Here is a 23,942-nt window from a genome sequence, read left to right on the forward strand (position 1 = left end):
ACGATGAAAAAAACGCTGCTCGCTTTCACTCTTCTTTCGGCCTCTTTGCCGACACTGGCATCTTCGCCGCTGACCCCTGCGCAGGAGGCTCGCGTCCAGGCACTGGTGCAGGAGACGCTGCTTAATCATCCCGAAATCTTGATCGCCGCCGCCGAAAAGCTCGATCGGCAGAATGCCCTTGCCGGGCAGGAACAGCTTCAGCAGGTTCTTACTCAGTACGGCGATGTTATCTTTCACGATCCCAACTCGCCGCGTATCGGCGCGCAGCGACCGAAGCTGACGCTGGTCGTCTTTACGGATCACAACTGCCCGTATTGCAAAAAGTTTGACCCGTATCTGCAGAAGATTGTCGAGAAATATCCGGATGTTGCCGTGGTCTTTAAATTTCTGCCCTGGCGTTCTGAAAGTTCGCTGACTTCGGCAAGGGCTGCGCTAACTCTGTGGCGTGCGCATCCTGAACAGTTTGTGAAATTTAACCATATCCTGATGGCAAAAAAGGGATATCACGACGGCGCCAGCATTGAGCAAGCCAAGACGAAGGCCGGGGTCAGCGTAGCAACGCCGGATGAACAAAGCCTGGCGACGATTAAGCAAAGCCTGCTGGTGGCCGAAAAACTCAGCATTCAGGGTACGCCAGCCACAATCGTCGGCGACGAGATGCTGTCGGGCTGGATCCCCTGGGAGCAATTTGACGCCATGGTCAGCGACGCGCTGAAAAAACAGTAACCCTCTCCGGGGGGGCCCCCGGAATTCAGAGGTAATGTGATGAAATATATTCTACTGCTGGCGGCCTGGATAATGCCGGGCCTGGCATCTGCCGGGGAAGCTCTCCCTCAGATAGTGAAAAATTTTGGCGAACAGCAAGGGATCGCCATGATTAAAGAGATCGATTCGCCCGGCGGGGTAAAAGGGTGGATCGGCCAGTATCAGGATATGGGGGTGACCCTGTTTTTGACGCCGGACGGAAAGCACGTGATTTCTGGATATCTGTATGACGAAAAAGGTAAAAACCTTAGCGAGGCCTATTTTCAGGAAGCCATCTATACCCCTTCAGGCCGCAAAATGTGGCAGACGCTGAATAATGCTCGTCCGCTGAAGGAAGGCGCGGATTCGGCTGCCAGAAAAATCATTGTCTTTGCCGATCCTTTCTGCCCCTGGTGCAAAGCGTTCTGGTCGGCGGCGCAGCCGTGGGTAAAAGCGGGCAAGGTCCAGCTAAATACCCTGCTCGTTGCTTTTCTCAATCCGAAAAGCGGCAGATACGCAACGGCGATCCTGAACGCGCGCGATCCGGCCGCCGCGTGGCGAGAGTATGAGCTTTCAGGCGGCAAAAAAGTGCCGCATTTTGAGGGCGTTACTCCACGCGACACCTTTAATCTTCTTCAGCATCATCAAAAACTGATGGATGATTTGGGCGCCAGCGCGACGCCGGCTATTTATTACATGAATGAGCAGAACGAGCTCCAGCAGGTCATCGGCATGCCCGACGAACAGCAGCTGCGGGAGATGTTCGGGCCAGCGCCCTGACAGATAAGGCGCTCTGCGGGGCGCCTTGCCAACCCAGGCCAGAGTTCGTATTTTATGGCCTGTTCTGCCCGTTTGGGTCTTCAACGCTTGAGTTAATGAGGGATAATGGAACGCTTATTTGTCTACGGCACGCTGCGTCCGGGCCACTCTAACGCCCATATTATGGACAACATTGGCGGAGAGTGGCAGCCAGGCTACGTCACCGGCACCTTTTATGAACGCGGCTGGGGAGCGGCGGCAGATTTTCCGGGCATTGTTCTCGACAAAAACGGCCCCCGGGTGCCCGGCTTTCTGTTTCTGTCGGCGAATCTCGAGGCCCATTGGGCCATGCTGGATGCGTTCGAAGAGGGCTACGATCGCGTTGCTGTTGAAGTCACCACCGATGAGGGTCAGCGAGTGACCGCCTGGACCTACCAGCTACAGCCGAAGAGGATCCCGTAGACGATTTCGCCCCGCACAGCGATTGCCGGCGGGGCATCGACCGCGACTAACTCAGGCATCGCGCCAGCCCATTGCCGGCGCAACGTGCTTCAGAATCGACTCAATGACATGCGCATTATATTCCACGCCCAGCTGGTTCGGCACCGTCAACAGCAGCGTATCCGCTTCGGCGATGGCCTCATCCTGTTTCAGCTGCGTGATGAGCTTGTCCGGCTCTGCGGCGTAGCTGCGACCGAAAATAGCGCGGGTTTTCTCATCGAGGAAACCGATCGAATCACTCTCGTCACGGCCTGAACCGAAATAGAGACGATCGCGATCGTCCATCAGGGCGAAAATGCTGCGGCTAACCGAGACGCGCGGCGTACGGGTATGGCCCGCCTGTGCCCAGGCTTCGCGATAGGCGCGGATCTGTTTCGCCTGCTGAATGTGAAACGGTTCCCCGGTTTCATCATCCTTCAACGTCGAACTTTGCAGGTTCATACCCAGCGTTGCCGCCCACTTCGCGGTAGCATTCGAACCGGCGCCCCACCAGATTCGTTCGCGCAGACCTTCGGAATGCGGTTCCAGACGCAGCAGCCCCGGCGGGTTGGGGAACATAGGCTGCGGATTGGGTTTCGCAAAACCTTCCCCGCGCAGGACGTCCAGCAGCACTTCGGTGTGACGACGCGCCATATCCGACTCATTTTCGCCTTCGCCCGGGACGTAACCAAAATAGCGCCAGCCATCAATAACCTGCTCCGGAGAGCCGCGGCTGATACCAAGCTGCAGGCGGCCACCGGAGATGAGGTCCGCCGCACCCGCATCCTCTGCCATATACAGCGGGTTTTCATAACGCATATCGATCACGCCGGTGCCGATTTCAATTTTTTTGGTTTTCGCCCCTATCGCAGCCAGCAGGGGAAACGGGGAACTGAGCTGGCGAGCGAAATGATGCACCCTGAAATAGGCGCCGTCCGCGCCCAGTTCTTCGGCGGCGACGGCAAGGTCGATGGATTGTAACAGCGCATCAGCGGCTGAACGCGCTCCGGACTGCGGCGACGGCGTCCAGTGACCAAATGATAAAAAGCCAATCTTTTTCATGACGAAGTTTCCTGGTTTGCAGGGAGTCGTCGGTAGAGCGCGCCTTATGACAAGCGTGTCTGCCGCGTATCCCACTACTCTACGCGTAACCAGGTGAGAATAAATATCGTTTGTTTAACCGAATGCTTCAAATAAATTGATAAAGCTATTTGCCGCCTCCCGGCCATGGGCCGTCCTTCAGAGGCCGAAAATCGCTTCAATTTCAATTTTAAGGTCGGGTGAAAAGAGGCGGCTGACTTCAATGAGAGAGCTGGCAGGCAGATGGTCACCGTAGTTTTGATAGAGAACCCGGCGTAATGCGTCGATCTCAGCAAATGAGGTTATAAAAATAGTGACTTTAATCAGGGATGAAAAATCAACGCCTTCTGCGTCAGCGATGGTTCTGATCTGCTTAAAGATCTCCTCCGCCTGGGCGGCGATGCTCCCCTGCTGCGCCTGCGTGCCGAACGCGGTTAACCCTGAAATATAGAGCGTGTTTCCGTGCGTTACCGAGTGAACGTAGGGAGCCTTGACTTCACCCAGTTGAGGATAATTTTTCCGTACCACCTTGCTCATGCTGACATCCTTATTTAAGAGGAAACGAGTCGCCATCCTAACATGCTTTAGCTAAGGCATTCAGTATGTCTCCTCCTGGCAAAAAATAGCATTACAGCCCTTATCTATGCTCTCTTCGCAGCCTGGCAAGGCGTTGCTACGGTACCGATATCGTTGCAAAACGGATCGCATAATGGCCGTGATGACTAGCGTTGATGCCGCGCCATCGCGGAGAATTTAAGGCAAATATCCTGCACTTTGACGCTTATTGCATATACTTCAATGGCAGGTTGCGCTTCTTTAAGACGTTGCCGCTACGGTGGAGGCATCCTGCACTTATCTATATTGGATATTGGATTATTGGGTCTGATGAAAATATTAATCATGAAGCAGTAATGGAGGTATGGAACGATGGGATTATTAAGTTTTGTGAAAGACGCGGGCGAGAAAATCTGGGATGCGGTATCTGGCGGCAGCAAGGAAGATCGGGCCGAAAAGCTGAAAAAACACATTGATGACCTTAACCTGCCCGGCGCTGAAAAAGTGAATATTGATGTCGCGGACGATGGCACCGCAACGATAACGGGCGACGTCGGCTCACAGGAAGATAAAGAAAAAATTCTGGTGGCGGTGGGTAACGTCACCGGGGTAGGCCAGGTCAATGATAGCGTTAATGTGACGCAGAGCAGAGCGGAAAGCCGTTATTACACGGTGAAATCCGGCGATACCCTGAGCGCCATCTCAAAAGCGATGTACGGCTCGGCTAATGACTATCAGCGTATTTTTGAAGCCAATAAACCGATGCTGACGCATCCCGATAAGATCTATCCGGGTCAGGTGCTGATTATCCCGGCGAAGCAGTAAGTTATTTCGCTAAGCTTCCGTCAGTTCACTCACCACACTTCGTTAATTACCGGCCGGTTTGCTGGTCGGTAATTCACTCTCAGCCATGTGAACGTTTATCAGGGCATTCTGCCTGGCAGCATCACAGGCCGCTTTAGTGGCCGGGAGAGATAATTTTTCTGTCAGTTAGGGATGGCTTCTGCCACGGCGAACCGCAGCCGTCGAGATGGCACAATCGATGCCCTCTCCTCTCATGGTCATCGTTCTAAAATATCTCTTTATCGCACAGAATAACTTTCGTCGCCGCTGGACCTTTATCACCGCGATGTATGGCGAATTCAACTTTTTGCCCTTCAAAGAGGGTATTAAAGTTATCGCCGTGAAGCGCTGAGTAATTAACGGCGATATCTTTGCTGCCATCAAGAGGAGAGATGAAACCAAACCCCTTCGATTCATTATACCACTTCACCAGACCTTTAATTCTTGAGGACATACTCCCTCCAGTTACACAGCATGAAATTGAGAGAAACGTACAGGATCAAATTTTGGACTCAAAAGGAGGGGATATCAGCGATAGCGCCTGGTCATGAGAACTGCTCAGTAGAGTTTGATGTTCGTTTATCGCGCACAGATTCGGTCATTAATGCACGGATAGCGATAATAAGCAAATCAATTTTTAGCCATCCAGATATCCTTGCGCGGCAAAAAAGCTTTATCAGGATATTTACCTGGAAATAAGTCTTGCTATCTATAGTGATGTGTGTGACTAATGAGGGGTCGGTTTAGCATACAGACATAATAAAGCGGTTTAGTAAAGCAGTCCTCATCTTAAGTGTTATCCGTTGATAATTCTTCCTTTTGAGTCTCCTTATCGTTATTAATTAGATTCTGTGCGAAAACCCTTTTCGCCGTAAGGCTCAGATATGTTGAGGTATTATCTATGTCTAATAAAATGACTGGTTTAGTAAAATGGTTTAACGAATCAAAAGGTTTTGGTTTCATCACTCCGGACAACGGTAGCAAGGATGTTTTCGTCCATTTTTCTGCTATCCAGAGCGGTGGCTTTAAGACCCTGAGCGAAGGCCAGAAAGTCGAATTCACCATTGAAGATGGCCAGAAGGGTCCTTCAGCGGGTAACGTCTACGCTGTTTAAAGCGCGCTCCTGCTTTAATGACCCTGACAACACGTCGGGGTTATTTATAATGAGAGTTTTTGAGATAATCGCGTCATTCTGCTATTTTCATGCTTTCGATAACCCCCCCCCCCAAATGACGCCCCCCGAGTATTGCTATAACCCCTCCCACTGGTATATCTCTTTGCAACAATAAATGCTCCCGTTTAGAGTCGTAATACCTTAAGCCACCGGCAAAGAACGCAAACCTCGTTTTAAATTAACGGCGAGCGACTTCAGCAATTAAAAAGATAAGAGTGTACAGTGCGTATCGTTCATGCTGCCAGTGAAGAGAGCCTGCGGATAAGGCGCGTCTCTATCAGTTTTTTCGCGATATTTTCTCAAGGTGGTTAAAGCCAGCACCTGCGGAAGGGATAGTAATGATGATAGCCATCCTGAATGGCGCCGCTACCCATTGATTATTCATGAAAATTTTAAAAAACGTCTAATTTAATTGATGTTTTAAAAAAAACGTAGTTACCATGTAGTACAGTTTAAAGCGATGCAAGGAATCAGCATGCCCTACATGTTACTTACGCTGGCAGCCCTGTTTTGGGGAGGGAATTATGTTGTAGGGCATATTCTCGTTCAGGGCGCAGATCCGATTGTTATGACGGAAGCAAGGTGGGCGCTAACCGCCATGCTGCTGGTAGGGCTTTATCAACGTCAAATCCGCGAGAGTTGGCGTTTATTGCGTGGAAATGCATCGACGCTGCTGATTTTAACGCTGTGTGGGCAGGTGAGTTTCCCGCTAACCCTCTATATCGGTCTGCAGACCACCTCCGCGCTAAACGCCGCAATTTATATGTCGGCGACCCCCTGCATGGTGCTGATGATTAACCGTCTGATTTTCCATGACCGGGTTTCAGCGCGTAACTGGTGCGGCGTTGCGTTTAGCACCGCAGGCGTACTGCTGCTTCTGCTGCACGGCAATCTGACCTACGCCGAGGGACTCAAAGGATTTAGCCAGGGCGACCTGTGGGCCATGGGGTCTGCGCTAAGCTGGGCGGTTTATTGCTCTCTGCTGCGTAATAAAGATCGGCGTATTCCCGCCAACGCTTTCGTCGCCGTCAGTTCACTTATCGGCTCCCTGATTCTGCTTCCGGTGGTCATTTTCTGGCTATGGCGACACCCCGCCACCTCGTTCGCCGCGTACCACGATATCTCTTTCCTCACCGGCCTGGCGTATCTGGTTATCTTCCCCTCGTGGCTGGCCTATTTGTTCTGGAACAGAGGCATCGCCGCCATTGGCGCGACTCGCGGTGAAATTTACACTCACCTTATTCCGCTATCTGGCGGGATATTGAGTATTCTGTTTTTACATACCCGGCCGCATCTCTATCACTTACTGAGCACGCTGTTAATTTTAATTGGCATCGCGATTTGTTCGATCGCAAAAAAGGAAACGGTGCATTCGTAAGCAGGAATGCACCGTTTTAACCCTGACAGGGGGAGGACAGACTCTCAGCACCTGCGCATTAAAACGGGCGACAGGAACTTCGCTTAGACGGACTCACCGAAGGCAATGTTATTTATGCTGTAAAAGCAATGCGTTTCAGTCCCTCCACCGCTTTTTCGAGGTACGCGCGCGGACACCCGAGATTAAGGCGGATAAAACCGCTGCCGGTTGCGCCAAAGCTGTTTCCCATTGAAGGGGCAATACCCGCAACATCCACCATGAGCCATTTCAGCTGTTCATCGTCCAGTCCCAGCCGTTTGCAGTCTATCCATAGCAGATACGTCCCTTGAGCAGGGATGATGCGCGCCCACGGTAGATATTGCTCAACCTGCTGAATAAACCACCGTCGATTTTCTGCCAGATAGCGCAGTAGCTCATCCAGCCAGGGAGCGCCGTGTTGCCACGCAGCTGTGCTCGCCTCAATAGACAACGCATTGAAGACGTCCAGTCCATGAGCATCGAGACGGCGCATAAATTGTTCACGCAGCGCCGGCGACGGTATGAGAAAGTTCGCAATGCGTAGGGTAGATAAACCAAACGTTTTACTGGCGGAGGTGGCGGATATCACGCGTGAATGCCAGCGCTCCTCTAAATGCAAGACCGAGGTAAATGCTTCCCCTGGAAGCAGTAAATCGGCCCAGATTTCATCGGAAATTAAAATAACATCATACTCTTCACACAACCGGAGCAACTCACTCAGTTCCAGAGCTGACCAACACCGACCGGTTGGATTATGCGGATTGCAGAGGATCATTAGCGGCGGGCGCTCTGTACGAAACAGCCTTTCCAGATGATCGAGATCCATTCTGTAGCCCTGGTCAGGCTCCTCATACAGCGGATTATCCAGCAGGCGTCTACCGTTGAGCGAAATAATTTTGGCAAAAGATCCATAATAGGGTCCCTGAACCACCACCCCTTCACCGGGGTGGCTCAGCATTTGCACGAGGAGGGATAATCCGGGAACCACCCCTTCAATACTGCATATCCACTCTGGTTTTATAGCCAGCTGATGCCGCGTTAAGAACCATGAGATTAATGCGTCGTAGTAGGTTTGCGGTCGTTCGCTGTAACCAAAAATACCGTGTTCAATACGCTGAACTAAGGCTTTCTGAACGTCCGGCGGGCAGCTAAAGTCAAAATCGGAAACCCACATCGGCAACAGTTCAGTGGCTTCTTCACCAAAATAGCGCGTCATAAAATCCCATTTCAGCGATCCGGTATGGTGGCGATCAATTATTTTATTAAAGTCCATCTGGCTTCCCTTCCTGTTCTGTGGCCAGCATATTCGTTGCATTTTCTGCGGCTGGGGAGGTTTTCGCGATACCGATTCCGGTAAAGCCGAAAAATAAGGCAAAGAAGATGGCGGCATAGCACTGAACCGCCCAGGGCAGTAAATCCAGGGTGCTCACTCCCAGCGTCGTTGCCATATAGACCCCGGCAGAGGTCCAGGGTAATAAAGGCTCAATAACGGTGCCCGCATCTTCGATGGTTCGAGAAAGATTTTTGGTATCCAGCCCCATACGCCGGTAGGCATCTTTGAATAATTCAGCGGGTACCAGAAGAGCCAGTTTTCCATCGCTCGTTGCGCCAGTTACCAGAATAGTGGTGCCAATGGTGGCGGCGATGAGCTGACCGACGCTGTGAATAACCGTCAATAGGCGGTTGATAATAATGTTGAGCGCCCCCGTTAAGGTTAAAGCGCCGGCAAAGGAGAAAGCGCAAAATACCAGCAGAATGGTGCTCATCATAGAGAACATACCGCCACGGTTGAGCAGTCGCGGCACATCAGCAATGATGCCTTCGCTCCCCTGCGGGAACATGGAGATGTTGAAACCGTCAATAAAGGCATCCAGCCCCTGCTTAAGGCTAAGCCCCTGCATCACGACGCCGAGAATCAGGGCTAACACGCAGGCGCCCAGCATTAAAGGAATGACCGGTTTTTTGCGAACCGCTCCCCACAGAACAATGACGGGCGGTAAAATCAAAACGATATTAAAGCGGTACAGCGACTCCAGCGCATTGACAATATCGGTGACCCGCTGCGGCGTGGCGACCTCGCCCAGCATATTGCTGTGACCGGAGATAAGATATACCGCCGCGGCAAGCAGAAAGCTGGGGATTGTGGTCCATAGTAAGTGCTGAATATGCTCGAAGAGCGTGGTATCGGCGACAATGGCGGCGAAGTTGGTGGAGTCAGACAGCGGTGAAATTTTATCGCCGAAGTAAGCCCCGGATACCACCGCCCCGGCAGCCGCCGCCAGGGAGACGTCCAGCCCGGCCGCGACCCCCATCAGCGCCACCCCCACCGTTCCCGCCGATCCCCATGATGTTCCGGTACACACCGAGACGACGCTGGTCAAAAAGAATGCGGCAATAAGAATATACTCAGGACTGATTAATTTAAGCCCCCAATACACCATATAAGGAATGGTGCCGCTGAACATCCAGGTGCCAATTAAAGCGCCAACGCAGATGAGGATCATAATGACTGGCATCGCTTTCGCCAGTTTATCCACGACCGAACTAATGATCTCTTCCCACGTAAAGCCCTGCCATAAGGCTAATACGGCGGCTACGGCAGCGGAACAGAGCAGTAGTGGTTCGATTCGCAACCCCATGATGCCGTAGCCAATAATTAACAGCATTAGCATGGCTAAAATAGGGACGGTGGCCAGGCCAAATGAGAGCGTTTTTTTCTGCTTTTGAGAGGCATTCATAGCTAGAACTCCAGTCTGTAAGGTCGTTCAAGGGTAACTGCCCCCCCTTTTGCCTGACTGTGATCCTCCGTTCGCCTTCATGTAAGCGATTACATGAGACTATTAAATTTGAAGCCGATCACACTTGTGAGGCTTGACGATTTAACTACCGCTCCCGGGAGGAAGAACGGAATCGCGGACCACCAGCTCCGCAGCGAAGCTATTGACGCAGGGCTGCTGGGTGGCGCCTTTAAAGAGCTGGATCGCCAGCTGCGAAGCGCAACGCGCCATTCGCTCAACCGGGTAATGCATTGTTGTCAGCGCCGGATAGAGATAACGCGCCATCACCACATCATCGAACCCGACAATTGAAAGCTGCTGCGGTAGCGTAATGCCTTTCAGATGCAGGATACGCATGATGCCGGCCGCCATCACATCATTAAAGGTTACCGCCGCGGTAAAAGGGATCCCGCAGTTAAGAAGCTGATGCGCCGCGCGTTCGCCGCCTTCTTCGTTAAAAGGAACGCTTATCACCCAGCTCCTGTCCGGGGTAATGCCGTATTCCGCTAACGCCTGGCGATAGCCTTCCAGCCGCTCGCGACGATCGATTATCGGTAAGTCGCTCGTCACGCAGGCAATACAGCGGTGCCCCTGCTCAAGTAAATGCAGCGTTGCCTTTTTTGAGGCCTCGCAGTTCTCCAGCCAGACGCAGCGATTGGCCATCCCGGCAATATAGCGATTTACCACCACCATCGCGGGGAAATGGGCGGCATAACGTAGCAACTCCTTTTCCGCCAATCTGCTCGCATGGACCACGATCGCCTCACAGCCCTGGTTGATTAGAAAATCCAGCCCGGCTTTTTCCATCCCTTCATCATGTCCGCCGCTGCATACCATCAAGCGGAATTGTTCCTGCCGTGAGACCTCCTCGACGCCGCGGGCGAGGCGAGCGAAAAAGGGATCGGCAAGGTTGCCGGTCAATAACCCGAGCATATCGCCGCTGCGTTTCGCCAGCGCCAGCGCCGCGGCATTGCGATGATAATTCAGTTCACGCATCGCTTTTTCAACACGCTCACGCGTTACCGGTTCAACCCAGGCGGTTTGATTAATAACGCGCGAAACCGTCGCGGTTGAAACCCCCGCAAGTTGTGCAACATCCTTTATTGTTGCCATATCCCTTCCTTTTATGCTTTAGATTTAACTGAGATTCATAGTACCGTGGTGGTGATATTTTCTGTAGCGATCGCTGTCGTTTTATTTAAAACCGCAAAATCCCCCTGGATCACTTTATCAATTTTAATAATAGCTTTAGTTTTAGCTTCATTGAGGTTTGCGCTCTTTTTGTAAAAGATCAACATAAAGAATTAACAAATAGAACATTCTAATCATATCATCCCCACAGCGTGTTATTCAGATATTATATTCTTTTCCATCAGGGACAATTTCTTACATATCTCCACGTATAATGATGCATCTGCCTTGTTGCCTGCTGTTCATTATGATGGTTTACATATGTTCATCTCCTGGTATTTCCCTTTGTCATGCCAGCCGCTATAACTAACGTCATTAAGGCGCCAACTTATCTTTGTAGGAGCGGATAATGAAAGTGCTCAGTAAAAGACAAATATCATTAATCAATCATTTAACGCAGGAAAGTGGCTGGCTGGCCACCTCCCGGGCGGCAAAAATACTCAATATTTCAGTCAGTACGCTCAGACGAGATGTTGAAGCTATTAACCTTTATTTCAATGATAAAGGTCATTCTGTACTCAGTAAACCCGGTCTGGGCCTGAAGCTTGAGGCGAACGACGTTGTTCCCCTCCCCCTTATCTCCGGGGATGCGCAGGTTGTAAACATACTTAAAAACAAGCGGCTGGTGGGCATTGCGACCGATTTGCTGACGCATTCTCCCACGCCATTATCTATCAGCTTTTTAGCTGAGAAATACTTCATCAGTCGCTCTTCCATTGTGGAAGACCTAATTAAAATTGAAAAATGGCTAGAGTGTTTCTCCCTTAGAATGATAAAGAACCATACCGGTACGTTTATATAAAAAGTTCTTCATCCACCTGTTCGACGCCACTATTCATAGCCATAGCCACTTCCTCCCCAAGAATAACTTTGAGTCCTGTTTCAACTCTCTTTTGCTCTGCTTTTTCCATTGACGTAAGGCGGTTAATTTTAATTTTAGCAAATACCACTTTTTGCTTTAATGTTTTTTCTGTTCTTGACCTTTTACTTTCGCGATCCATTTTTGCTTCTTAAATGATTTATGAGTTATAACTAAGTTTGCTGGTAATTATTATATATTTTTCTTATGAACTTTAGTTATCATCTAAATTAAATATCGTCAAATTTATATAGAACACTTCCAGCTATGTCCTGTAAAAAAGTTAATAGATATTTTGAAGCATCCAGAGAAGAACCCCAAAGCATACTTCGTTAACTAACGAAGTATTCTCCATGACCCACTATTATAATCAAAGTTCTATATTTGAGGAGACTAAAATGAACACACAGCTTGTTGATTTCCCAACGCTATATTTTGGGACACCTGTCGCGATTTTATCCAATCAAAACACTGATGGGACAACAAATCTCACTCCGATATCATCATGGTGGATACTCGAAAAGAGTATCGTTATCGGCCTTGGAACATCAAGTAAGTGTTATGAAAATCTGTTACATAACCCCGATATAGTCCTCAATATCCCTGACAGCACTTTGTGGACGAAAATTGAAGCTTTAGGAGCAACAACAGGAAAAGACGTCATTCCTTCTTTTAAGGAGAAACTGGGATTCCGTATCGAAAAAGATAAATTTTCATGCAGCGGTCTAACCGAAACCAAAAGCCTTGCTGTTAGTCCGGGAAGAATACAGGAATGTCCTATACAGATTGAAGCAAGGATTATTAATAGTATGTTTATTGGTAATAGCGGAATGGAACTAGTATCGCTGGAAGCGAGCATATTGAATACTTATATTTCCGATAATATTCTATGTGAAGTAGATAACAATTACAGATTCAATGTGGAAAGATGGCAACCGTTATATTATGTTTTTCGTCATTATTTCTCTTTGGGAAAATATTTAGGAAAGAATTTCAGATGTGATGAATAAGAATAAAATATGTTATAATAGCTCAAGCCAGAAATAATCTGACTTGAGCTGTTTGTTATCAATGCCTGTATAAGGATTTTTAACGATATTAGATTATAGAGAAAGTAAAAACTCACATCTTGATGAAAAATCCATATTTACAGAAAGCATTATCACCCCCGGAGTGCCAGAATACTTTTAGCAAAGCTTTCTACGCTTAACAGAAGGTATTGTAGTTGTATCTGAAATCTTTTCATTTTTCTCATTCCATGATTTAGTTAACTTATAGTTAAGAGTTGGATAATCTCATACTTTATCGATAGTCGGTATTACGTACAATTTCCTGAAACCGGTAGCCCATCTTTCGAAGACTAAACCATATTCATCCGACATCTTCATTCCTATAATATTCATATAGAATAATTTCAGAGCCCCTCCCTTTTTACTTTTTGATAAATAAGGTGAGTCATCTGCTTTCTGGCTTATTTTTTCAATCAGCTCCAAACGTTCTTTTTTTGAATGTATGTTCTGATTCAATTCCAGCAAAAGACCAGCCGTAAAATCTTACCGTGATCCTAAATAGATCAGCAAATTAAGTGCCGCAGGGAAGAAATCCCCTGTTCTGGTTGCTCCTGAACAAAATAAAGCCACTAAACTGAAAACCCCTTCTTCTCAAAACACCAGAGCGAAGAACCGCGCTCCCATGAACAATAGAAAGCAAGTTAAACCACGCCAGAATGGTATGTTTAATCGTTTTACACTACTTGTGGTAGGCTTCTTCAAAGAGAGATTTGTATGGACCAGAAGGAAACCCGATACCACTGATACTGACCATGACAAACGTATCGCAGAAAACTATGTCTTCGATGAGGTGTTGGGGAGCTACGTTCCACGCTCTGAGCATGAGAAACGAGTAAAATTTAGCAGCATTCAAAAACCACCACGAGAAGAATGCTATGGCACCGGATCAGACAGTAGTGAAACCGTTCGTTTCCCAAGTCGTCTTAAACAAGCAAAGTCAGATGTTGATAAGAACATTGATTTCACTCCTGCAATACCACCAACGCAAAATCGTAGATCTATCTCTCATTTTCAGCCGTCGAGATATCACGGCAAAACATAAAGTTGTAATTTGTAGAACTGTTCTTACCATTATGATAAATTGATTTACATATAAAATCATAGCCAAGTATTGGATATCTAATGTCTATCAAAAAACATACTTTTTCATCCAGTAAAAAGGCCAAAACAGCATGTAAGACTTTTACATGGTTAATTACAGGATTATATTTCATTTATCTAATAGGCTCTATTGTTGTTGACAACAGACTACCTATTCTTTTCGTTCTCCCTATAATATATGGTCTTTCACTTGCAGTACATACATATAAAACACATAAAGCCATATTAAAATATGGCTCTGACTGTGCTTTATTTTTTGTAGCAGCTATAACATCAGCATATTTAGTAATTAACACAACGAATGAAAAAGTAGATTTCTTCGACAATTATATGAAAAATGTTATTGGTTTTCTGATCACAAACTCTTTTGCTGTAGCTGCAGCAATTCGCTTTTATATTAGCCTCGTGGATTTGCTAAAAGTATATAACTGGTTCAAGAAATAGATTTATTTACTATATCATCAGTTTGCATGCCGGAAATAAGGATAACAGACCAGAGCACCATGATAAGTAATGACAACAAATTAAAAGCGTAGTATTTTTGATTTGCAGCAGCAAAATTAATAACAACCATGATAACTAAAAAATAAAAAACTCTTCTTCTTTTCCTGTATAAATAAGACAAAAACCTCTTCACTCCCCACCTCAAGAGTATATATGTTATTGCTATTTCGCTCACACAATGTCAAATTAAATATATCTCTATTACCTATCAACTAGTGTAATTTTCTTAAATTGAAAAAACATCATTTACAATCCAAACTCTTACGCATTTTTTCTTTTAATGGCTCGGCTACTTCTGGACGTAATTTTGAGTATATATCTTGTACATTTTCACAGCCAGAAGGTTGGCCTGATGATAAAGGTTCTATTTTCGTCAGGATATTCCACAAAATATAAATTGCAAATGCAATTAGCATTACACTTAAAAAACAAATACGGCAACCTTGAACATTAAACAAAGCAGGGACATTTGATGCCTCTTGTTTAATGGATGGCACATAATTAACAACTGGAACAGCAACCTCAGGAATAACAAGTTGTTTTCCATACTGAACGAAGTATGCAGAGATATGCTCTGGACTATAATGCTGTTCAACACGTTCCCACTCATCTGACGGAATGAGTAAGAACGATAATGTATCACTAAAAGTGCTGTCCTGATATACCCGCAAAGTATATCCACTATTAGCCAATATATGCTCAATGCGCACCAGTTCTATATCAAAACCATCACTTCCCATTGGGTAGTGATGAAACACATACTGCCCATCAACCAAACTTATCGTTGCTGTTTCAATATCACTGTCATAATCGAATTTGACTTTGATAGCCTTCTCTCCCTGATTATCTGAAAGTGCCTCAAGCAGACTAAAAGTCCCCTCTTTCCAGTCAATATTAATTCCGTAGATACTCATGAACAGCGCTTGATAATCTCCTAATGCAGACTCAGACAGCCACGGTTCTTTATATTTTTCCAAAAAAAACTTACGCCTTAAAGTGGCTTGTTCATCATCATAGGCAGCAAAAAAATCAGAAAACTCATCCTGTCCTGGTAATTGCATCGTGGTTCCATCCAGTATTTCGCTAATCAATAATCGATCCCAGCACCCAATATCCCCTGCGGTCTAGGATAGAATAGAATATGTGCTCTCACAGCGTCAAGATGGCAAGACCAAACGAGTTCGCATCCATTCAACAAATGAATAAATCCTATTAATACAAATAGTTTAAAAAATGATTTATCTGGACGTCTGAAATTATCTTTATACTGATAGCAGTGCGACCATTTCTGTAATTTTAAATGACAGATAAAACTACTGGGAATAAAAAATAATGCATATAAGCAGGATAGAAACCGGATAAAATGATTTCCATGCTTCCTGTAAAAACATGCCCCTACTCTGACTTTTACACAGTGCAACAGGGGCACCTAACGATCCAGCATCCTTTAAGAAGCTTATATCTGTTTTGTTCAAGCCCCTGAAATGGATTTCAGTAATGAATTTATGGCAAAAGCCTGGAATCAAGAAAGGGAGAAAAACGAAACCGGTAGGAATAATGAATAAGGTAATTAACTCATTATCCCATTATTATAAATCATGGCTTGCTGTAGCAAAACAAAACGGGATAAAACTTATTGCGTATAACTGCCCCACTTGCCTTGAAAAATTAAAAACAATACAGCCACAGCCTGGCGAATATTGGGACACTTTATCTACCTGCCCGTTAGGTCAGGTGCTGTTATTTAAAATAAGCAAATACGACAAAGTGGAAATTGAACTGATTACAAAATTGGATCATAGAGAAAATTAAGGGGTTACAACAAATGAGCAAATCACTAAACGTACGCTCCAGACGTTCGTCGCGACTTGGCAAAAGCAGGAACGCTAATCCTGGCGGAAAATGAGAGTCTCGACCGAGCCTCAAATATAAAGGCGGGACTGAGTGATGGCAACGCTTGAAAAATTGGTAGAGTTAATCCCTGCACAAAAGAAAGTCTGGAAGCGTTTTGAAAAGGCCTTTAAAGAATTCAAAGCGGCTGGAGGTGCATTTTACACAGTTCTTGAAACTGTCCACGGTTATAACGGCAAGCACGTCAAGGATATAGGCAATGACGGTGATTACAGCCTGCATTTTAGAAACATCGGCCCGTCAATCATGGCTCCAGGATTATCTGGTTTTGCAGATGGTGAGCATTTTTTGACGTTCAAAGATGGTGTTGCTGTGGAGGATGACAAGTGACCATTAAATTAACAGAAGAAGCCAACCCGCGCGAAATGCTGGATATTCACAGAGTTGAATTTCGGGTTAACTGCTGGAATGTCAGGGACGGTGTTTATTGTACCCGAGCATATCGAATGACAATTAAAGACGGGATGTTTGAAAAAGATGTCGTTTATGACAAGGGGAGATGGAAGAAATGGCACGCAAGTAAATCGGTATCAGGCTATGACGCTGAAGGCGGTCGCGGTAACTGGCGATTATACGGTCCAAAGCAAGAAAAGCTGATGGCACCTCTTTTCACGTCCGCGCAACGCTGCTGCGTAATAGTTGATGAAAATAAGGGAAGGAAAGATGACTAATAACTAATTAACAGAGGAGCAAATTGCTCAGTAACTGAGCAAAACAGATTAAAGAATGGTCGCCGCGTCTTCGTTCTGCTATCCAGTTAGCCCGCAACACCAGCGCCCCAGGATCTGAGTTTGTAATAACCACCAGCAAGGGAAGCAAGGTAATCACAAAAACACTGAATAACTGGTGGAACGATGCAAAGAGAACTGCGGAGCAAAAAGCAGGTTCAACGTTTGGTTGCAACTTTCACGACATCAAAGCTAAAGGCATTTCTGACTATGAAGGAAGCAGCCGCGATAAGCAGCTTTTCTCCGGGCACAAAACCGAAAGTCAGGTTTTGGTATATGACAGAAAAGTGAAGATAACGCCTTCTCTTGATGCCCCACTTCTTGAAAAACAGGCATAAAAAAACCCGCTTCGGCGGGATTTTTTTGACTTTTGCACTCACGAATATTCTAACTGAATATTCTAAGTGCCAAAAGCAACAAGGGGTTACCTTTCGGTAACCCCTTGTTTTATTTGGCGGAAGCGTAGAGATTCGAACTCTAGAACCCTTTCGGGTCGCCGGTTTTCAAGACCGGTGCCTTCAACCGCTCGGCCACGCTTCCGGTATGGGGCGCACTATAAACACCTCTGTTGAGGCTGTAAAGCATCAATTTGTTCAATCGGCTTAAAAATAAGCAAAAACGTGTTATTCGTCTGAAATTCAGGCAGTTTGCGCAGAAATTCAGCGCAAACTACCCGCGCCGACCTAATGTTTTTTGATGTACATATCTTTGGTGTAGTAATACCCCAGTTTATCCGGCGTAAAACCCCCGACCCATGGCTTCACCAGATGGGTACGCACATAGTGATAGACCGGAATAGCCGGGACATCCTGGCCTAGTAAATCCTCCGCCTGCTGGTAGAACTGACCCCGCGCCGCGGTATCAGACGCTTTTGCCGCATTGCGCAACGCCTCATCGTAGGCTGGATTACTGTACTGAGTGGTATTTTCACTATCGCCGGTACGGAAGGTATTGAGAAAAGTCGCGGCATCGTCATAGTCGGCAATCCACGCGTAGCGCACGGCGTCAAAATTATGCGTGTGCATGGTGTCGAGCATGGTCTTCCACTCCTGATTTTGCAGCTTCGCCTCGACGCCAAGATTCTTTTTCCACATTGAGCTGGCGGCGATGGCAATTCGCTGGTGCGATTCCGAAGTGTTATAGAGCAGATTAAATACCAGCGGATGGGTCTCGTTATACCCGGCCTCGCTCAACAGTTTTTTCGCCTCGGCGATACGTTTATCGCGCGGCCAGCTGGCATATTCGGGATTGTGCAGCTTCACCCCTCCGATATCAGGCTGGCTGACAAGCCAGGCAGGACGCTGCCCCTGCCCCAGTACCTTCTCCGCGATAATCTCTTTATCGAGGGCCATATTCAGCGCCCGCCGTACGCGCGGGTCATTAAACGGCGGCCGGGTGGTATTGAACTGGTAATAGTAGGTCGCCAGCTGCGGCGAAACATTCAGCTGTTCGCCCAGAGTTTTCTTAAGCTGGGCGAACTGGTTAATCGGCACGGTATAGACGATGTCGATCTCCCCCGCTTTGTAGCGGTTGATATCGGCGGCTTCAGAGCTTATCGGCAGATAGGTTACCTTATTGATGACGGTATGCGCGTTATCCCAGTAACGCGGATTGCGCTCTGCGACGATACGCTCGTTCACCACCCACTGCGACAGCTTGTAGGGCCCGCTGGTTACCATATGTTCCGGTTTGGTCCACTTGTCGCCGTAGCGCGAAATGAGGACTTTATCGAGCGGAACCAGAGACGGGTGCGCCAGCATGGCCAAAAACGCCGCATTCGGCTGGGTTAAGGTCACCTCAAAGGTCGCATCATCAACCGCTCTGACGCCCAGCGTCTCGGGCGCTTTTTGACCCCGCGCTATCTCCGCACCGTTGACGATATGCATATTGCCGGGATAACTCGCGTAAGGGGACGCCGTGAGCGGCGACACCAGACGCTGCCAGCTCCAGACGATATCCTGCGCCGTAATCGCCGTCCCATCAGACCAGGTCGCACCTGGACGCAGGTGGAAGGTCCAGACGGTGTTATCTTTATTCTCCCATTTCTCCGCCAGCCGGGGCTGAATGTCGCCTGCCGGCGAAACGCTGACCAGCCCTTCAAAAAGATCGCTAATGATATTGTTTTCAACGTCGCTTTCGACTTTATGCGGATCCAGCGACGACGGCTCGCTGCCGTTATTTCTGACCAGCTCCTGCTTCTCTGCCAGCACCGTTCCCGGCGGCACCTGCGCGGCCAGCGCCGGGAGAGTGATTGAGAACAGACCGACAGCCAGCAGTACCCGCGTGATGTGATTATATTTTTGTGATTTCATATCCCTTGCCTTTGTTACGCTTCGTTTGTACCCTCTCCAGAGTTAGTCGCAGAATGGCTATAACGCAATATTTTTCAGTTAGTTATCAGATTTCGATCTGGCCACAGAAAGCAAATGAATAAAAATTCCGCTTATTCGTCTTTTACTGGAATAATATGCTGAATCCAGCCCGTTTACTTTGAGTAAAGATGGGTAAAAGCATTAGGGCTTCGGCCTCGTTTTTTTTATGCTTCATTATTAATTACATCTGTCATAAGAGAGTGACTCATGGATCGTATAATTACATCGTCGCGTGACCGTTCATCGCTGCTTAGCACGCATAAAGTTCTGCGGAACACCTATTTTTTGCTTAGCCTGACGCTGGCATTTTCCGCCATTACGGCGACGGCCAGCACGGTACTGATGCTGCCTTCGCCGGGTCTGATTCTGACGCTGGTCGGCATGTATGGCCTGATGTTCCTGACCTATAAAACGGCAAATAAACCTACCGGCATTATTTCCGCGTTTGCCTTTACCGGCTTCCTTGGCTATATCCTGGGGCCGATGCTCAATGCCTACCTGTCTGCGGGCATGGGCGATCTGATTGGCCTGGCGCTGGGCGGAACCGCGCTGGTGTTTTTCTGCTGCTCGGCCTACGTGCTGACGACCCGTAAAGATATGTCCTTCCTCGGCGGCATGCTGATGGCGGGCGTGGTTGTGGTGCTTATCGGTATGGTTGCCAATATTTTCCTGCAGCTGCCGGCTCTGCATCTGGCGATCAGCGCGGTGTTTATCCTGATTTCTTCAGGCGCCATCCTGTTTGAGACCAGCAACATCATCCGCGGCGGTGAAACCAACTACATCCGCGCGACCGTAAGCCTGTACGTCTCGCTGTACAACATTTTCGTCAGCCTGCTGAGCATCCTTGGCTTCGCCAGCAGAGACTAATCCTCTCCCCGGCTCTACTCAGGCCCCGCTTATGCGGGGCCTTATTTTTTGCTACACTGCCGCCATTTTCAGCGGTATGTGAAGAATCATGTTTATCTTTGAAGGCAACGAAATAGAGACCGATAGCGAAGGCTATCTGAAGGATACGACCCTGTGGAGCGAGGCGATGGCGACCGTTATTGCTGAACAGGAGGGCATCGCCCTGTCCGTTGAACACTGGGAAGTCGTGCGCTTCGTGCGCGATTTTTATCTGGAATTCAACACCTCACCGGCAATACGCATGCTGGTGAAAGCCATGGCGAACAAGTTCGGCGAAGAGAAAGGCAACAGCCGCTATCTTTACCGCCTGTTTCCGAAAGGCCCGGCTAAGCAGGCGACAAAAATCGCCGGTCTGCCTAAACCGGTAAAGTGTATCTAATACAAAATGGCGAATTTCTGCCACTCTCTGGTGGGCTGATGCGGCTCGGTCAGAACCCTGTCCACCCGCGCGCTGCGCGGCCCACCGGCTTTCAGCCAGGCGATAAGTTTCTCCACCTGCTCCGGCTCTCCGCAGGCAAGCACCTCCACGCCGCCGTCGTCGAGGTTGCGCGCGTATCCCGTTAGCCCAAGCTGTAGCGCCTCGCGCTGGGTAGAATAGCGAAATCCGACGCCCTGAACGGAACCGTATACCCACGCCATCGTGCAAACCGTTGCCATGTTTTCTCTCCTTTCCGGACATTGACTCAATGACAGAGGATAGCAAATTCTTTCAGCGTACATGCTTTGGTAATAATCCATAGTGCTGACGAAAACGGGCGGTAAAGCGCGAGCCTGACAGATAGCCGCTGCTTTGCGCAATGTCGCCAATGGGCCGTGACGTCGACTGTAATTGCCCCAGCGCGTAGGCCATCCGCACCTCTTCCACGATCTGGCGAAAGCTCCGGGACTCCTGCTGCAAACGGCGGCGCAGCGTCGATTCGCCAAGAAACAGCATTTTTGCGACTTTCGCCACGCTCCACGCTTCGGCAGGCGACAGCATAATAATCTGCCTGACCTGACCGGTTATGTCGTCGCGCCGTTCGTTAAGCAGCGGTCCGGCGTATCCGGCCTGATACAACGCCAGCAGCAACCCCATCGCCTGATGATGCTGTAACTCCGCCGAAAGCCCTTCCCGCACCGCCTGCAGAACGCTCTGCCACATAAACGACAGTTCCGGCGCCAGCGGCGCGCAAAGCGAAGTCAAACGACCGACCTGCGGTTCGCTCATATAGCGATGCTTAAAATCGGCCAACAGCTCGGGCGTTAGTGACAGCAGATCGGAGCAAAACAGCCCGTTTTCCGGCTGATTTATGACCTCCAGTTCCACCTCGGCGGGCAAAATGATCAGCTGCTGCGGCGTTGCCAGCATCTCGCTGGCTCCCTGCACAATGACCTTACTGCCGCGGTTTACCCGGCAGATCGCGGGCGAGAACAGCGTGACGCGGTGCAGTTTGCATAGACGGCGGGTGGTAATTTCCGCCGCCGTTAGCGCATTATGGTGAAAATTGATATTCCGCATCATGCCGCCCTTTTTGTTATCTTACGGCCAGCGCCGTTAACTGCGCGCTGGCGATGGCGTGGCTGTGTAACATAAATCCGACTAACGCCCCGCTGGCCGCGCTATCAATGGGCAGCGTCGGGGTATCAAGCGCCCAGACCGTAAAGCGGTAGCGATGAGGTTTATCTCCGGCCGGCGGGCACGCGCCGCCAAAACCCGCATAGCCAAAGTCATTGCGCCCCTGTACCGCCCCGGCAGGCAGTTTAGCGTTATTTTTGTCTCCGGCGCCAGCGGCTAAACTTGTCACCTGTTGGGCAATATTCACCACCGTCCAGTGCCACCAGCCGCTCCCGGTCGGCGCATCCGGGTCATAAGCGGTCACCGCGAAACTACGGGTACCCGCGGGGGCATTTTGCCAGGCGATCTGCGGTGATACATTGCCGCCGGTGCAGCCAAAGCCGCCAAACCAGTGATTCTGCGCCAGAGACTCGCCATCGCGCATATCTACGCTGCTGATGCTAAACGCTGCGGCATTCGCCGTTCCGCTCATAATAACCATTATTGCGACAGCCCATTTCAATCCTGTTTTCATCGTATTCTCCTCCGTCGGTTGAGGAAATACTGTAAGATCGCGGCGAGATTTTTATTGTGCCAAAGCGCCTGCATTTTGTGCCGAAACGCTCACCTGCCGATAGCGGTGGAATGGTGCTTGCCACAGCCACTTGTGCTAATCTACGCGCCATTTTTCGGTGCCGATATTCCCGTTGCTTAAAGGTAGCTCCATGACAGACTCCATTTTCCCCCGCTTAGTGTTAACCAAAGGACGCGAGAAATCCCTGCTGCGTCGCCATCCGTGGATTTTCTCCGGCGCCGTCGCCCGGATGGAAGGTAAAGCCCGTTCAGGTGAAACCATCGATATTGTGGATGCACAGGGAAAATGGCTGGCCCGCGGCGCCTATTCGCCTTCGTCGCAGATCCGCGCCCGCGTCTGGAGCTTCGATCGCACTGAAGCCATTGATAACGCCTTTTTCGAGCGTCGCCTGCAGCAGGCGCACACCTGGCGTGAGTGGCTGGCGGCCCGCGACGGGCTCGATAGCTACCGCCTGATTGCCGGAGAATCCGACGGCCTGCCGGGCGTTACCATCGATCGTTTTGGCGACTTTTTTGTGCTGCAGCTGCTGAGCGCCGGCGCTGAATATCAGCGCGCGTCAATTGTCAGCGCGCTGCAAACGCTGTTCCCGAACTGCGCCATCTACGATCGTAGCGATGTCGCGGTACGTAAAAAAGAGGGCCTGGAGCTGGCGCAGGGGCCGGTGGTCGGTGAACTGCCGCCTGCCCTGCTGCCGATTACCGAGCACGGTATGCAGCTGCTGGTCGACATTCAGGGCGGCCACAAAACCGGCTATTACCTTGACCAGCGCGACAGCCGCCTGGCGACGCGTCGCTATGTTGCGGATAAACGTGTGCTGAACTGCTTCTCCTATACCGGCGGTTTTGCCATCTCTGCGCTGATGGGCGGCTGCCGTCAGGTTGTCAGCGTCGATACGTCGCAGGAAGCGCTGGACGTCGCCAGACAGAACGTTGAGCTGAATAAGCTGGATTTATCGAAAGCGGAATTCGTCCGTGACGATGTGTTCAAGCTGTTGCGTAAATATCGCGATTCAGGCGAAAAGTTTGATGTCATCGTGATGGACCCGCCAAAGTTTGTCGAAAACAAAAGCCAGCTGATGGGCGCCTGCCGCGGCTATAAAGATATCAATATGCTGGCGATCCAGCTCCTGAACCCCGGCGGCATTCTGTTGACCTTCTCCTGCTCCGGCCTGATGACCACCGATTTATTTCAGAAAATCATCGCCGATGCCGCCCTGGATGCCGGACGTGATGTACAATTTATAGAACAGTTCCGTCAGGCTGCCGATCACCCGGTGATTGCAACCTATCCGGAAGGGCTGTATCTGAAAGGGTTTGCTTGTCGCATTATGTAACTTGAAAATGGAGAATCGGCCCGCATATAG

General features: G+C 49.0%; 26 protein-coding genes, 1 tRNA gene and 3 pseudogenes. 17 read left to right on the forward strand and 13 right to left on the reverse strand.

Translation table 11 applies throughout. The features are described 5' to 3' along the window. The first annotated feature begins 3 nt into the window (after positions 1-3). The 3 genes from ABLV11_RS12940 (at position 4) to ABLV11_RS12950 (ending at position 1,965) form a co-directional block, all read left to right on the forward strand. Positions 4-726, forward strand: coding sequence for a DsbA family protein (locus ABLV11_RS12940; protein WP_004100861.1), 723 nt, complete (start codon positions 4-6; stop codon positions 724-726). 39 nt (positions 727-765) lie between these two features. Then, positions 766-1,524, forward strand: coding sequence for a thiol:disulfide interchange protein DsbG (dsbG, locus tag ABLV11_RS12945; protein WP_004100860.1), 759 nt, complete (start codon positions 766-768; stop codon positions 1,522-1,524). Positions 1,525-1,629: 105 nt separating this feature from the next. Beyond that, positions 1,630-1,965: a gamma-glutamylcyclotransferase family protein gene (locus ABLV11_RS12950; RefSeq protein ID WP_004112004.1), complete on the forward strand. Its 336-nt coding sequence runs from the start codon at positions 1,630-1,632 to the stop codon at positions 1,963-1,965. Between the two features lie 51 nt (positions 1,966-2,016). Here the strand turns inward: ABLV11_RS12950 and ABLV11_RS12955 are convergent, their stop codons facing one another. Then, positions 2,017-3,045 carry an LLM class flavin-dependent oxidoreductase gene (locus ABLV11_RS12955; RefSeq protein ID WP_134882565.1) on the reverse strand — a complete coding sequence of 343 codons (1,029 nt, stop codon included), beginning with the start codon at positions 3,043-3,045 and terminating at the stop codon, positions 2,017-2,019. Between the two features lie 177 nt (positions 3,046-3,222). Next, complete coding sequence (locus tag ABLV11_RS12960) at positions 3,223-3,600, reverse strand: RidA family protein (protein WP_004112002.1); 378 nt, start codon at positions 3,598-3,600, stop codon at positions 3,223-3,225. A gap of 390 nt (positions 3,601-3,990) precedes the next feature. Here ABLV11_RS12960 and lysM point away from each other — a divergent pair, with 390 nt between their 5' ends. Then, positions 3,991-4,443, forward strand: coding sequence for a peptidoglycan-binding protein LysM (lysM, locus tag ABLV11_RS12965; RefSeq protein WP_126488887.1), 453 nt, complete (start codon positions 3,991-3,993; stop codon positions 4,441-4,443). 244 nt (positions 4,444-4,687) lie between these two features. On the opposite strand, the gene ABLV11_RS12970 is transcribed toward lysM, so the two are convergent. Beyond that, positions 4,688-4,915, reverse strand: coding sequence for a cold-shock protein (locus ABLV11_RS12970; protein WP_004100846.1), 228 nt, complete (start codon positions 4,913-4,915; stop codon positions 4,688-4,690). 447 nt (positions 4,916-5,362) lie between these two features. On the opposite strand from ABLV11_RS12970, the gene ABLV11_RS12975 reads away from it, so the two are divergent. Next, on the forward strand, positions 5,363-5,575 hold the full coding sequence (locus ABLV11_RS12975) for a cold-shock protein (protein WP_004100844.1): 213 nt from the start codon (positions 5,363-5,365) through the stop codon (positions 5,573-5,575). Between the two features lie 535 nt (positions 5,576-6,110). Beyond that, positions 6,111-7,013, forward strand: a complete 903-nt coding sequence (locus ABLV11_RS12980) for a DMT family transporter (protein ID WP_224330927.1) — start codon at positions 6,111-6,113, stop codon at positions 7,011-7,013. Between the two features lie 112 nt (positions 7,014-7,125). Here the strand turns inward: ABLV11_RS12980 and ABLV11_RS12985 are convergent, their stop codons facing one another. From ABLV11_RS12985 to ABLV11_RS12995, 3 genes are all read right to left on the reverse strand, one after another. Continuing rightward, on the reverse strand, positions 7,126-8,304 hold the full coding sequence (locus ABLV11_RS12985; protein ID WP_004100842.1) for a MalY/PatB family protein: 1,179 nt from the start codon (positions 8,302-8,304) through the stop codon (positions 7,126-7,128). Continuing rightward, positions 8,294-9,769 carry a Na+/H+ antiporter NhaC gene (gene nhaC / locus ABLV11_RS12990; protein WP_004100841.1) on the reverse strand — a complete coding sequence of 492 codons (1,476 nt, stop codon included), beginning with the start codon at positions 9,767-9,769 and terminating at the stop codon, positions 8,294-8,296. Before nhaC ends, ABLV11_RS12985 begins: the two co-directional genes overlap by 11 nt. Positions 9,770-9,910: 141 nt before the next feature. Further along, positions 9,911-10,921 (reverse strand): LacI family DNA-binding transcriptional regulator, encoded by a 1,011-nt coding sequence (locus ABLV11_RS12995; protein ID WP_004100839.1) that lies wholly within the window; start codon positions 10,919-10,921, stop codon positions 9,911-9,913. Between the two features lie 427 nt (positions 10,922-11,348). Between ABLV11_RS12995 and ABLV11_RS13000 the strand changes: the two genes are divergently transcribed. After that, positions 11,349-11,801 carry a helix-turn-helix domain-containing protein gene (locus ABLV11_RS13000; RefSeq protein WP_224250618.1) on the forward strand — a complete coding sequence of 151 codons (453 nt, stop codon included), beginning with the start codon at positions 11,349-11,351 and terminating at the stop codon, positions 11,799-11,801. A gap of 1 nt (position 11,802) precedes the next feature. On the opposite strand, the pseudogene ABLV11_RS13005 reads toward ABLV11_RS13000, so the two are convergent. Beyond that, positions 11,803-12,000 (reverse strand): annotated as a pseudogene (locus ABLV11_RS13005) (conjugal transfer protein TraD); the annotation flags it as partial. 256 nt (positions 12,001-12,256) lie between these two features. Between ABLV11_RS13005 and ABLV11_RS13010 the strand changes: the two are divergent. The 3 genes and pseudogenes from ABLV11_RS13010 (at position 12,257) to ABLV11_RS13020 (ending at position 14,473) form a co-directional block, all read left to right on the forward strand. After that, on the forward strand, positions 12,257-12,868 hold the full coding sequence (locus ABLV11_RS13010; RefSeq protein ID WP_151386427.1) for a flavin reductase family protein: 612 nt from the start codon (positions 12,257-12,259) through the stop codon (positions 12,866-12,868). Between the two features lie 517 nt (positions 12,869-13,385). Beyond that, positions 13,386-13,970 (forward strand): annotated as a pseudogene (locus tag ABLV11_RS13015) (conjugal transfer protein); the annotation flags it as partial. An 80-nt stretch (positions 13,971-14,050) separates the two neighbouring features. Continuing rightward, positions 14,051-14,473: a hypothetical protein gene (locus ABLV11_RS13020; RefSeq protein ID WP_126488885.1), complete on the forward strand. Its 423-nt coding sequence runs from the start codon at positions 14,051-14,053 to the stop codon at positions 14,471-14,473. 302 nt (positions 14,474-14,775) lie between these two features. On the opposite strand, the gene ABLV11_RS13025 is transcribed toward ABLV11_RS13020, so the two are convergent. Then, entirely contained in the window at positions 14,776-15,594 is an 819-nt protein-coding gene (locus ABLV11_RS13025) for a hypothetical protein (protein ID WP_126488883.1), read from the reverse strand. Between the two features lie 436 nt (positions 15,595-16,030). Between ABLV11_RS13025 and ABLV11_RS13030 the strand changes: the two genes are divergently transcribed. The 4 genes and pseudogenes from ABLV11_RS13030 to ABLV11_RS13045 form a co-directional block, all read left to right on the forward strand. Continuing rightward, positions 16,031-16,345: a hypothetical protein gene (locus ABLV11_RS13030; RefSeq protein ID WP_126488882.1), complete on the forward strand. Its 315-nt coding sequence runs from the start codon at positions 16,031-16,033 to the stop codon at positions 16,343-16,345. A gap of 135 nt (positions 16,346-16,480) precedes the next feature. Continuing rightward, positions 16,481-16,774: a hypothetical protein gene (locus ABLV11_RS13035; RefSeq protein WP_126488881.1), complete on the forward strand. Its 294-nt coding sequence runs from the start codon at positions 16,481-16,483 to the stop codon at positions 16,772-16,774. Further along, complete coding sequence (locus ABLV11_RS13040; RefSeq protein ID WP_126488880.1) at positions 16,771-17,115, forward strand: hypothetical protein; 345 nt, start codon at positions 16,771-16,773, stop codon at positions 17,113-17,115. Before ABLV11_RS13035 ends, ABLV11_RS13040 begins: the two co-directional genes overlap by 4 nt. 41 nt (positions 17,116-17,156) lie before the next feature. Beyond that, a pseudogene (locus ABLV11_RS13045) lies at positions 17,157-17,510 on the forward strand (integrase); the annotation flags it as partial. 114 nt (positions 17,511-17,624) lie between these two features. Here ABLV11_RS13045 and ABLV11_RS13050 read toward each other — a convergent pair. Next, positions 17,625-17,712 (reverse strand) — tRNA-Ser (locus ABLV11_RS13050). A gap of 143 nt (positions 17,713-17,855) precedes the next feature. Next, entirely contained in the window at positions 17,856-19,484 is a 1,629-nt protein-coding gene (locus tag ABLV11_RS13055) for an ABC transporter substrate-binding protein (protein WP_064373894.1), read from the reverse strand. A gap of 267 nt (positions 19,485-19,751) precedes the next feature. Here ABLV11_RS13055 and yccA point away from each other — a divergent pair, with 267 nt between their 5' ends. Both yccA and tusE read left to right on the forward strand, forming a co-directional pair. Beyond that, positions 19,752-20,411, forward strand: coding sequence for an FtsH protease modulator YccA (gene yccA, locus ABLV11_RS13060; RefSeq protein WP_004100829.1), 660 nt, complete (start codon positions 19,752-19,754; stop codon positions 20,409-20,411). Between the two features lie 88 nt (positions 20,412-20,499). Further along, complete coding sequence (gene tusE, locus ABLV11_RS13065; protein ID WP_004100828.1) at positions 20,500-20,829, forward strand: sulfurtransferase TusE; 330 nt, start codon at positions 20,500-20,502, stop codon at positions 20,827-20,829. Here tusE and yccX read toward each other — a convergent pair. From yccX to ABLV11_RS13080, 3 genes are read right to left on the reverse strand one after another with little or no spacing between them, the layout of a single operon-like run. After that, complete coding sequence (gene yccX, locus ABLV11_RS13070; protein WP_004100825.1) at positions 20,826-21,107, reverse strand: acylphosphatase; 282 nt, start codon at positions 21,105-21,107, stop codon at positions 20,826-20,828. The two genes, tusE and yccX, sit on opposite strands and share 4 nt — an antisense overlap. A 52-nt stretch (positions 21,108-21,159) precedes the next feature. Further along, the gene (locus tag ABLV11_RS13075; protein ID WP_004100823.1) at positions 21,160-21,948 is read right to left on the reverse strand and encodes a helix-turn-helix domain-containing protein; all 789 of its coding nucleotides are present in this window, start codon (positions 21,946-21,948) and stop codon (positions 21,160-21,162) included. A gap of 16 nt (positions 21,949-21,964) precedes the next feature. Then, positions 21,965-22,519 (reverse strand): YbhB/YbcL family Raf kinase inhibitor-like protein, encoded by a 555-nt coding sequence (locus ABLV11_RS13080; RefSeq protein ID WP_004100822.1) that lies wholly within the window; start codon positions 22,517-22,519, stop codon positions 21,965-21,967. Positions 22,520-22,709: 190 nt separating this feature from the next. On the opposite strand from ABLV11_RS13080, the gene rlmI reads away from it, so the two are divergent. Then, entirely contained in the window at positions 22,710-23,912 is a 1,203-nt protein-coding gene (gene rlmI, locus ABLV11_RS13085; RefSeq protein ID WP_049129428.1) for a 23S rRNA (cytosine(1962)-C(5))-methyltransferase RlmI, read from the forward strand. The last annotated feature ends 30 nt before the right edge of the window (positions 23,913-23,942 follow it).

This window comes from Klebsiella sp. GW_Kp181, from assembly GCF_040062315.1.
GTDB lineage: Bacteria > Pseudomonadota > Gammaproteobacteria > Enterobacterales > Enterobacteriaceae > Klebsiella > Klebsiella oxytoca.